Genomic DNA, 9,209 nt, shown 5'->3' with positions numbered 1-9,209 from the left:
CCCTCGCCCACGAGCTTCAGGACGCCGCGCTCGCGATCCGTCAGCCGCGACAAAGCGTCCGTCTCGGTTCGACGCGCCTTGAGCAGCGACCCGGACACGGACGGATCCACGTAGACCTCTCCGCCCGCCACGGCACGCACGGCCGCGGCCACCTGGTCCGGGCTTGCATCCTTGAGCAGGTAGCCGTTGGCCCCCGCATCGAGGGCGGCCTGCACCCGGTCCGCGTCGCCGAAGCTGGTCAACACCACCGAGGCCACGCTCGGGAAGCGCGTGCGCACGGCGGCGAGGGTCTGCATGCCGTCCATGCGCGGCATCACGAGGTCCAGCAGCAGCACGTCCGGCAGCGCGTCCTCAGCCCCCAGCTCGGTGAGCACGCGAACGGCCTCCTCACCGTTGCCACCCTGCCCCACCACGGTGATGTCGTCCAGGATGTCCAGGTAGGCGCACAGCCCGCGGCGCACGATCTCGTGATCGTCCACGATCACCACATTCAATGCGCTCATGCCTCATGCCTCTCCGGCTCATCCGTTTCCAGGGGAATGCTCACGCTCACGCGCCCTCCGTCTGGCCCGTCCAGGTCGATGTCCACGACCCCACCCCAGCGCTCGCCGCGCTGACGCATGATGGACAGCCCGGCACCATCGTGGGGCACATCGTGCCCGACGGCGGTGCTCGCCGCAGCCGGGGACGGCACCTCGGTGCCGTCCCCGGCGCGGGCCGGGCCCCCGTCGTCGTGCACTGTCAATTCCAGCCGCCCAGGCGGGGCCGCGACGCTCACCCTGACCCGTGCGGCCTGCGCGTGCTTGATGGCGTTGCGGATGGCCTCCGCCGCGATCAGGAAGACGTCCTCCGCGAGGTCCGGCTCAAGCACCGGGCCCGGGGACGGCGCGTCCACCTCGATGACAGCGCCCGTCTGGCGATGGGTCCTGGAGGCCAGCTCGCTCAGGGCGGCTGCCAGGCCGTCGCCCGTGGCACGAACCGGACGCAGCTGCGTGACCATGGAACGAAGATCGGCCAGGACGTCCGCCGTGATGTGCTGCAGATCCTCCGCCAGTTGATGCGCCTTGCTCACGTCCTGGTGCGAGCCGTCGGTCAGCATCCCGAGCGTGCGGGCCAGCATGCCCATGGAGAAGACCTGCTGCACCACGGAATCGTGCAGATCTGCGGCCAGTGAGCGGCGTTCCTCGCGGCGGGCGGCGTCGCGTTCGCGTTCCAACAGGCGGGCGTAGTCGATGGCCAGGCCGGCCTGTTCCGCCATGGAGGCCAGGAAGTCGAGGCCGTCCTCGTCCACCACCTCCCCCGGGGCCAGGTACACGTTGAGGACGCCGGTGACCTCGTCGCGGGCCTTGATGGGCACGGAGACGAACGCGTCCCACTCGGGGGACCGGTGGTACTCGCGTAAGGGTTCCCAGGCGGGATCCGTCATGACCACCTGGTAGCGGTGGGGGACCACCACGGTCTCACCGGAGGCGAAGGAGTCCAACATCTTCAGGTCCGCGCCACGGTCGCGGCAGGCCATGAGCTTGGCGAAGAAGGCTCCGGGCCGTTCTGTGGGGAAGCCGGCGGAACCGAGAAGGTGCAGGGTCTCGCCGTCGTGCTCATTGGTGAGGACCTGCACGCCGACGAGCCCGTCGGTGGCCTGGATCTCGCGGGCCAGGGCTTCCAGGGTAGCGGGGACGGATCGCCGGGAGGCCACATTCGCGGCGGTACGAGCCACGGCGGCAGACCGCGATTCGCGACGTCGGATGGTCTCGAGCTCGCTGCCCGACCATGCTGCATTGGCCACGGTGTCCCCCTCCCTGCGAGCGGGGACGGCTGTGTCCTCGCTCGCAGGCAACGCTACCGGGGTACCCGAGGCGGGGCTAACGGAGGAGTCCGCCACCATCGCACACCATCATCTGCCCCGTCACCAGGGCGCCGTCGTCGGAGGCCAGGTACGCCGCCATGCCGGCCAGGTGCTCACCCGTGACGAACTCCTTGATGGCCTGCTTGTTCATGGTGGCTTCGATGACCTCGTCACCGGAGAACTGGCGCGTTCCAGGCGTGGAAACCTGCCCCGGCATGATGCCGTTGACGGCGATCCCGTCCCCGCCGAACTCCAGCGCCATGACGCGGGTCATGCCCACCAGCGCGCCCTTGGATGCAACGTAGGCCAGCTGTCCCGCCGAGCCGGAGAAGAACGTCCGGGAGACCACGTTGATGATCCGGCCCCCGCGCTCGCTGGCCGAGAGATGCGGGTGGCACGCCTGGACGGTGTGCAGGGCTCCCACGGCGTTGACGTCGAAGAAGCGGTGCATGCGTTCCGCATCGGTGTTGAGCAGGGAGTCCCGGTCGGAGACCAGGCCTGCGGCATTGACGAGCACGTCCACGCCTCCGTGCTCTTGGACAATATGCCCGACGGCGGTGTCCACCTGGTCCTTGTCCGTCACGTCCGCAGGCACGTAACTTTGCCCATCTCCGAGGGGCCGCTCCGGCTCGCGGACATCCAGCAGGGCCACATGCGCACCCTCCGCGGCCAGCCGGTCGGCGAGGTCGCGCCCGATGCCGCGGGCGGCACCCGTGACCACGCACGTGACGTGGTCCAGGCGATGCGGGACCGGGCGTGGAGCCGGAGCCGGCATGTCAGCGCTCCTGCGGGTGGGTTGCGAGCGGTTCCACGCTGGTGACGTCCATCCAGGGGAACTGGGGAAGGGAAGCGAGGGCGTCGTGCAGGGCGGTGGCGTCCACGGCCTCCCACAGACCCACGACCCCGCGGCGGCCCGGCACGCGCCAGAGCCGTTTCAGGATGCCCTCGCTGCGCAACTGCATGGCGCGGTCGCGCTCGGCGGACTTGATCTCCTTGATCCGCTCCTCGCTCAAGGACTCGGGGAGGTAGGCCTCGAACCTGACCAGGAATTCCATGGGTGCTCCTCTACTCTTTCGTGTCCACCAGGCCCAGGAGGGCGTCGGCCAACTCCCGCGGTGCGGTGACCATGGCCTCGTGACCCGTCTGCAATTCGACGGTATCCCAGCCGTCCTCCTTGGCGGCCTCGAGGAAGGGCTGGAAGACCGCCATCCAGCCCACGCAGCCCACGTAGGCGGGGGTGACGTCGTTGACGGCGCCGGTGAGCGGGAGCTCGTCGGTCCACGCCTTCCACGGGTGCGGGGTCAGCCGCGGGGTGAGCCAGTCGATGTCCGCCTGATCCGTGACGCCCAGCTTGGCCAGCGAGCGTGGCGGGATCAGCCAGCCGAATCCTGACTCGTGGACCGAGGTCTCGTAGTGGTGGGCGATCTCCTCCGGCTGCAGGGCCCAGGCCGAGCGTCCGTCACCGATGAAGCCGTCCAGGTGGATGCGCTTGGAGATCCTGGCCGGGATCCTGTCCGCCACGCCGGTGATGACCTGGCCGCCATAGCTGTGGCCCACCAGGGTCACATCATCCAGATCGTGAGCCTCGACGAGGGAGACCGCGTCCTGGATGTGGGTGTCCAGGCCCACCTGGGGGCTGAGCAGATGGGCCCGGTCGGAGACGCCAGTCAGGGTCGGGGTCAGGACGTCGTGGCCCGCCGCACGCAGCAGCGGGGCCACACGATCCCAGCACCAGCCGCCGTGCCAGGCGCCGTGGATCAGGACGAACGTGGTCACGAGACCGTCTCCAGCGCCGGATGGGGCTCGTCGGTGGGCTCGAAGAGTGCCAGCGCCGCAGCCGTGTTGGACGCCGGGACGAAGTAGGTGTCGTGAATCCGGCGAATATCGTCGCCGAGAGCGCCGCGCATGATGAGCCACATGATCATCTCGATACCCTCGGCGCCGGCCTTCTCCACGTATTCGCCACGGGAGATGTTGGCCAGGGCCTCGGGATCCGTCTCGATCTTCTCGAGGAACTCGCGGTCGAACTCCTCGTTGATCAGGCCCGCACGCGCGCCGGCCAGCTGATGGGACATGCCGCCGGTGCCGAAGACCGCCACCTTGATGTCCTTGGGGTAGGAACGGATGGCCTTGCCGAGGGCGACTCCCAACTGCAGGCAGCGTTTCGCGGTGGGCTGCGGGAACTGCAGAACGTTGACCACGAACGGGATGACCTTGCACGGCCATGCATCCCCCGGATCCGGGGTGTAGACGGACAGCGGCACGGTGAGGCCGTGGTCAACGTCCAGTTCCTGCATCACGGTCAGGTCGAAGCCGTCGTCCACGAGGCTCACCAGCAGGTGCTCGGAGAGCTCGGCGTCACCGATGACGTCGGGGACCTGGCGGGGGCCGAAGCCCTCGTCCGCCACGTCGTAGTGGTCAGCGGTGCCGATGCCGAAGGTGGGGACCATGTCGAAGCCCAGGGCGTTGGCATGGTCGTTGTAGACCACGATTGCTACGTCGGGCTTGTGCTCCGCCATCCAAGCGCGGGCCGGGGCGTAGCCCTCGAAGAGGCCCTTCCACTGGTCGGTCGCGGTCAACTCGCGGTCCATGGCCGCGCCGATCGAAGGCACGTGGGAGGTCGCAAGACCCCAGATGATCTCAGCCAAACTTCCGTCCTCCTGCTGCCAGTTCTGCCTTGAATTCCTCGGTGGTCATACCCGTGTAGATGCCGCCCAGATCCTGGACCGACAAGCCGTCGATGATGGCGAGCTTGAGCGTGTAGAAGATGGTGGCGCCGGAGTCGGTGAGCTTCTTCCAGTCACGGTCCAACACGGCCTGACGCTGCTCCGGGGTGAGCGGGTAGCGGTCGATGTAGGCCGCCTCGTCCTTCGAGAAGGCCTCGCGGTTCGCCGGGTCCTTGAGGGAATAGAGCATCTTGTTCAGGCCACGGCCAATGCGGCTGGTCTCCGTGTCGTAGATGTAGGCGCCCTCCACGCGAGGGGTGTAATTCGACATGCCGGCCTCCTTTCTTCGGTGTCTGTTCTCCGCGGAGGGTCAGCGCCGCAGGATGTGGTGTTTCCCTTGAATCTATGGGGCTGCGGGCGGGGCGAGCATCGGCCCAATGACTGCCCCGCGCTAGGTCATTTGTCGCATCCCTCGGTACTGGGCGGGCCTTAGGCTCGAGCCAAGCCCTTTCCCCTTTGGTCGATTCGAGGACGCACCATGCCCACGCCCGCCGCACTCAACCTGATCCAGAACTTCTCCCTGGAGATGACAGGGAAGGACGTCGACGCTCTGCGCGAGGCCGCGCCCGCCATCCCCGCAGGCACCAAGATCAACGTCACATTCCTCGGCAACGAGGACCTGGCCATGCGAGTGAACGCGGCGAAGGCCGTGAAGGAACTCGGCTTCACGCCGGTGCCTCACATCTCGGCCCGGCGCATTGCCTCCGAGGCACAACTGCGCGAATTCTTGGCCGCTTTGCAGGAGGTCGGAGCCACCGAGCACGTCTTCGCCGTGGGCGGCGACCCGGCGACGCCGGAGGGACCATACGAGGACTCGCTGTCCCTCATCCGCTCCGGAGTGTTCTCCGAGTACGGCGTCAAGGAGGTCTCCGTGGCCGGCTACCCGGAGGGGACCCCGGTCATCAGCGAGGAGGACCTCTGGTACCACCTGGAGGAGAAGACCAAGGCGCTCGCCGAGCAGGGCTTGGGCCAGGTGGTCCTGACCCAGTTCGCGTTCGACGCGGAGCGCGTCGCCGCCTGGGTGGCCGACGTGCGCTCCCACGGCGTCGAGGCCCCGATCCGCATCGGCACGCCCGGCCCGGCCGGCATCAAGCGGCTCCTCAACTACGCCCGACGTTTCGGCGTGGGTTCATCCGCCGGCATCGTGAAGAAGTACGGCTTCTCCCTGACCAACCTGATGGGAACCGCAGGACCCGACAAGTTCGTCAACGCCCTGTCAGAATTGCTGCAGAAGGATCCACGCTCGGGTGAGGTGGGAACCCACTTCTACACATTCGGCGGCATGAAGGCCACGGCTGAATGGGCCAACAAGTTCATCACCGGTGCCTGAACCGGTTTTCAGATTGACTCCACAGGAGAGGACAAGAGGACCCCGCAATGAGTGAGACCCAGTACGCCAGGAAGAACCACGGGACGTTGATCGTGTCCGGTCCGGACCAGCCCGGACTGGTGGCAGGTATCACCAACCTGATCACCGAGGCCGGAGGCAACATCGTCAGCCTGGATCAGTACACCACCGATCCGCAGGAGGGGAGCTTCTACCAGCGGGTGGTGTTCCACCGTCGCGACCTGGCCGCAGCCATCCCTGACATCGAGGCATCGCTGAGGAGGTTCCTGGAACCACTCGGGATGAAGTTCCGCCTGACGAACGCCAATGTGCCCAAGCGTATGGCGATCCTGGCGTCCAAGTCGGATCACTGCCTCCTGGATTTGTTGTGGCGCCATCGCCGCAACGAGCTTCCCGCGACGGTGCCCATGGTCATCTCCAACCACACGGACGTGGTGGACGATGTGCGTTCCTTCAACATCCCCTTCTTCCACGTCCCGTCCGTGGCCGGTCCGGACAAGAAGGAGTCCGAAGACAAGATCATTGAACTGTTGAAGGGCAACGTGGATTTCGTGGTGCTGGCCCGCTACATGCAGGTGCTCTCCGACGACTTCCTGGACCGTGTGGGTGTGCCCGTCATCAACATCCATCACTCGTTCCTTCCTGCCTTCATCGGCGCGGGCCCCTACCGCAAGGCCAAGGAACGTGGCGTGAAGTTGATCGGTGCCACTGCTCATTACGTGACGGCTGACCTGGATGAGGGACCCATCATCGAGCAGGACGTGGCCCGCGTGGACCACTCCATGACCGCCAACGACATGCAGGCCCGCGGAGCCTACGTCGAACGCGAAGTTCTCTCTCGCGCCGTGACATGGCACGCCGAGGACCGCGTGATCCGCGACGGCAACCACACCATCGTCTTCAACTGATCTGTGGCGGTCCTTTGACGTAGGACAATCGTGTTCATGACGAAGCCGAGGCCGAAAGTCCTGATCACCGACCACACCTGGCCGGACACCGGCGTGGAGCGTGGCATCCTTGCCGAGCTCGATGCCGATGTCGTGGAGGCGCCCGCAGCTGACGAGGAGTCGTTGATCGAGGCGGCACGCGGTGCCGATGCCATCATCACGTGTTTCGCGAACGTGTCCGAGCGCGTCATCGAAGCGGCCGGCACGGGCCTGCGCGTGATCGCGCGTTACGGAACCGGAGTCGACAACATCGATGTCGGGGCTGCCACGGCCCGAGGAATCCCCGTGACCTATGTACCGGTGTACTGCGTGGACGAGGTCGCTGAACACGCGCTTGCGCTGATCTTCGCCCTGGAGCGCGGCGTCACGAGCTACGACCGGGCAAGCCGGGGCGGTGGCTCGGCGCTGGACACCGGGCTGGGGACCCGGCGGATCAGTGGCCGCACCCTCGGCCTGATCGGCGGAGGTAGGATCGGCCGGGCCGTGGAACAGCGTGCCACGGCCTTGGGCATGAGCGTCCTGATGCATCATCCCTCGGGTAGGGACGGCTCTGTGCCGTTGCCCCGGCTCCTGGCCGAGGCAGACTACGTCTCGCTCCACCTACCTCTGACCGACGGCACGAGGCACCTGGTGAATCATGAATTCCTGGCCGCGATGCGCCCCGGATCGTTCCTCATCAACACCGCCCGTGGACCGATCGTGGACACGGCCGCTCTCGCCCAGGCCCTGAACGACGGGCCCATCGCCGGCGCGGGCCTGGACATGGTGGACGATGCCGAATCCGCAGCCGGCCACGCGGTGTTGGAGCATCCGCGCACCATCGTCACTCCGCATGTCGCCTTCTATTCGGACGAGTCCATCGCCTCGCTGGCGGACCAGGCCGCGCGCAGCGTCGTCGACGTCCTCACCGGCCGCGAGCCGGCCAATACCGTGTCCTAGCGCGGACGCGGCGCGCCAGCACAGCAGTGGCGCCGCAGGCGCCGATCAAGAGGCCCGACGACGCGGGGCGCCATTCGTACGAATGGCGCCCCGCGTCGTCGGGCCTCGGCAGAGAAACGGGAGGTCAGTCCACCTTCTCGACCGTGTCGTAACCCTTGCCGTTGTACTTCTGCACCACCACGGAGGAGACAGACGGCTGGCCGTCCACCGTGGTGTCCACGGACGTGCCGTCCAACATCAGCGGCGCCTGGAAGTCCTTGATGTCGCGCAGGGCGTCCATGAAGGAATCCCTGGTGGGCTCCTTCATGTTCTCGAAGGCCTGCTCCAGTGTGGCGCCGTTGATGTAGCTCCACATGCAGTGTGGGAAGGCCGGGGACTCCTTGTAGTCCGCGTACTCCTTCAGGTCGGACAGGAACGTCTTCACGTCGGCGTCACCGGAGAACTCGGGGGAGGCCGGGGCCTTGGAGAAGGACACCGAGTACACGCCCGGGTAGTTGGACGCCTTGGACGGGGCCAGGATGGACGCCGGGCTGGACGTGTTGGAGGGCAGCAGCCAGCTGGGCTTCCAGCCGATGCTCTGGGCACGCTTGAGGCTGGAGATCATCAGCGGCGTCACGGACATGGCGTTGAGGACCGTGTCCGCCTTGGTGTTGGCCAGCTGCGTGATCTGGGAGTCCACGGACGTATCGGTGGCCTCGTAGGTCAGTGACTTCACGATCTTGATGTTGGAGGAGCCCTTGATGCCCTGCTTGAAGCCCTCCACGTACCCCTTCCCATAGTCGTCGTTCTGGGACAGGACGGCTACGGTGTGCTTCTTCCCGGAGGCGGCCAGCGCCTTGCCCAGGGCCTCGCCCTCGTTCTGGTAGATCGGGACGCCGCCCAGGGACCAGGGGCTCTTCTTCTGGTCATCGAAGGTGGGATCACCGGTCATCACCAGGACCTGGGGAACGTGATCGGCCTGAGCCGCCTCGTGATAGGCCAGGTTGGTGGGCGTACCGAGACCGGAGGTGATGGCGAAGACGTCGCCCTTGAGGGACTGGTAGTTGGAGGAGGCCTTCTGCGGATCGTAGGCGTCGTCCGCGGTCTTGATCTTGACCTTGCGGGTCTTGCCGTCCCCGAACTTGATGCCGCCCTCGGCATTCGCGTGGCCCATGTAGGCCTTCAGGCCCGCCACCGTGCAGGTACCGGGACCTGCCGTGGTGCCGCTCAGGGGGGTGGTGACGCCGAGGGTGATGGTCTTGTCCGTGATGCCGGGGCTGTCCCCGCCGGCGTCACGGGAACCGCCGCCGCGGGCACAGCCGGTCAGAGCCAGGGCACCGATGGCCACGGTGGCCGCGGCCAGGGTCAGGGGTTTCTTGTTGAGAATCGACATTGATTCTGCCTTTCGTGGGTCCCTCTCCGGG

General features: G+C 66.9%; 11 protein-coding genes. 3 read left to right on the top strand and 8 right to left on the bottom strand.

The window, feature by feature from the left end; genetic code table 11:
- The 7 genes from Q0A15_RS13135 to Q0A15_RS13105 form a co-directional block, all read right to left on the bottom strand.
- Positions 1–503 (bottom strand): response regulator transcription factor (locus Q0A15_RS13135; RefSeq protein ID WP_291279978.1); only part of this gene is annotated, 503 nt, incomplete at its 3' end.
- Positions 500–1,786, bottom strand: coding sequence for a histidine kinase (locus tag Q0A15_RS13130; RefSeq protein WP_291279977.1), 1,287 nt, complete (start codon positions 1,784–1,786; stop codon positions 500–502). The genes Q0A15_RS13135 and Q0A15_RS13130, both read right to left, overlap by 4 nt.
- A 76-nt stretch (positions 1,787–1,862) precedes the next feature.
- On the bottom strand, positions 1,863–2,621 hold the full coding sequence (locus Q0A15_RS13125; protein ID WP_291279976.1) for an SDR family NAD(P)-dependent oxidoreductase: 759 nt from the start codon (positions 2,619–2,621) through the stop codon (positions 1,863–1,865).
- Position 2,622: 1 nt separating this feature from the next.
- Positions 2,623–2,901, bottom strand: a complete 279-nt coding sequence (locus Q0A15_RS13120; protein ID WP_291279975.1) for a muconolactone Delta-isomerase — start codon at positions 2,899–2,901, stop codon at positions 2,623–2,625.
- 10 nt (positions 2,902–2,911) lie between these two features.
- On the bottom strand, positions 2,912–3,622 hold the full coding sequence (locus Q0A15_RS13115; RefSeq protein ID WP_291279974.1) for an alpha/beta fold hydrolase: 711 nt from the start codon (positions 3,620–3,622) through the stop codon (positions 2,912–2,914).
- Complete coding sequence (locus Q0A15_RS13110; RefSeq protein WP_291279973.1) at positions 3,619–4,494, bottom strand: class III extradiol dioxygenase subunit beta; 876 nt, start codon at positions 4,492–4,494, stop codon at positions 3,619–3,621. The genes Q0A15_RS13115 and Q0A15_RS13110 overlap by 4 nt, the downstream gene beginning before the upstream one ends.
- A complete protein-coding gene (locus tag Q0A15_RS13105; protein WP_291279972.1) occupies positions 4,487–4,843 on the bottom strand; it encodes a protocatechuate 3,4-dioxygenase in 357 nt (118 codons plus the stop codon). Before Q0A15_RS13105 ends, Q0A15_RS13110 begins: the two co-directional genes overlap by 8 nt.
- A 207-nt stretch (positions 4,844–5,050) precedes the next feature.
- Here Q0A15_RS13105 and Q0A15_RS13100 point away from each other — a divergent pair, with 207 nt between their 5' ends.
- From Q0A15_RS13100 to Q0A15_RS13090, 3 genes are read left to right on the top strand one after another with little or no spacing between them, the layout of a single operon-like run.
- Positions 5,051–5,902: a methylenetetrahydrofolate reductase gene (locus Q0A15_RS13100; protein WP_291279971.1), complete on the top strand. Its 852-nt coding sequence runs from the start codon at positions 5,051–5,053 to the stop codon at positions 5,900–5,902.
- 47 nt (positions 5,903–5,949) lie between these two features.
- Complete coding sequence (purU, locus tag Q0A15_RS13095; RefSeq protein WP_291279970.1) at positions 5,950–6,828, top strand: formyltetrahydrofolate deformylase; 879 nt, start codon at positions 5,950–5,952, stop codon at positions 6,826–6,828.
- Positions 6,829–6,864: 36 nt separating this feature from the next.
- Positions 6,865–7,806, top strand: a complete 942-nt coding sequence (locus Q0A15_RS13090; RefSeq protein ID WP_291279969.1) for a C-terminal binding protein — start codon at positions 6,865–6,867, stop codon at positions 7,804–7,806.
- A 124-nt stretch (positions 7,807–7,930) separates the two neighbouring features.
- On the opposite strand, the gene Q0A15_RS13085 is transcribed toward Q0A15_RS13090, so the two are convergent.
- Complete coding sequence (locus tag Q0A15_RS13085) at positions 7,931–9,178, bottom strand: ABC transporter substrate-binding protein (protein ID WP_291279968.1); 1,248 nt, start codon at positions 9,176–9,178, stop codon at positions 7,931–7,933.
- Positions 9,179–9,209: the final 31 nt, after the last annotated feature.

Source organism: Galactobacter sp., from assembly GCF_022712295.1.
GTDB lineage: Bacteria > Actinomycetota > Actinomycetes > Actinomycetales > Micrococcaceae > Galactobacter.
The sequence above is the reverse complement of the archived record's forward strand: the minus strand, read 5'-3'. Positions and strand labels throughout refer to the sequence as shown.

Bases quoted from the DNA above. Each gene is read 5' to 3' on its own strand.
- Q0A15_RS13120 (WP_291279975.1), bottom strand. From the start codon at position 2,901: ATGGAATTCCTGGTCAGGTTCGAGGCCTACCTCCCCGAGTCCTTGAGC.
- Q0A15_RS13090 (WP_291279969.1), top strand. From the start codon at position 6,865: ATGACGAAGCCGAGGCCGAAAGTCCTGATCACCGACCACACCTGGCCG.
- Q0A15_RS13085 (WP_291279968.1), bottom strand. From the start codon at position 9,178: ATGTCGATTCTCAACAAGAAACCCCTGACCCTGGCCGCGGCCACCGTG.
- Q0A15_RS13125 (WP_291279976.1), bottom strand. From the start codon at position 2,621: ATGCCGGCTCCGGCTCCACGCCCGGTCCCGCATCGCCTGGACCACGTC.
- Q0A15_RS13100 (WP_291279971.1), top strand. From the start codon at position 5,051: ATGCCCACGCCCGCCGCACTCAACCTGATCCAGAACTTCTCCCTGGAG.
- purU (WP_291279970.1), top strand. From the start codon at position 5,950: ATGAGTGAGACCCAGTACGCCAGGAAGAACCACGGGACGTTGATCGTG.
- Q0A15_RS13105 (WP_291279972.1), bottom strand. From the start codon at position 4,843: ATGTCGAATTACACCCCTCGCGTGGAGGGCGCCTACATCTACGACACG.